A 203-nucleotide genomic window follows, 5' to 3' on the forward strand; every position below is an offset into this window, starting at 1 on the left:
GCCAAACCTTCGTTATCAATCGCAACGTAGGTGAAGGTCACGTCTTCCTTCTGACCATCTGTCAGGCCTTGGAAGTCCTCACCTGGATCAAAGGTATAGGTGCCATTGTTGAAGCTCAATGACCCTTTGCCATCTGGTACATCGGTCGCTAAGGCGTAAGACGCCACGGTGCCATCGACGTCAGAGCCTTCCGGTACGTCACG

The 203-nt window shown here is 53.2% G+C and carries 1 protein-coding gene; it reads right to left on the minus strand.

From position 1 onward, the window contains the following. Positions 1–203, minus strand: a 203-nt coding sequence (locus tag AB4405_RS24095) for a hypothetical protein (protein WP_372063089.1), incomplete at both ends; no start/stop codon positions are given.

The organism is Vibrio sp. 10N.261.51.F12, from assembly GCF_041471725.1.
Classification (GTDB): Bacteria; Pseudomonadota; Gammaproteobacteria; order Enterobacterales; family Vibrionaceae; genus Vibrio.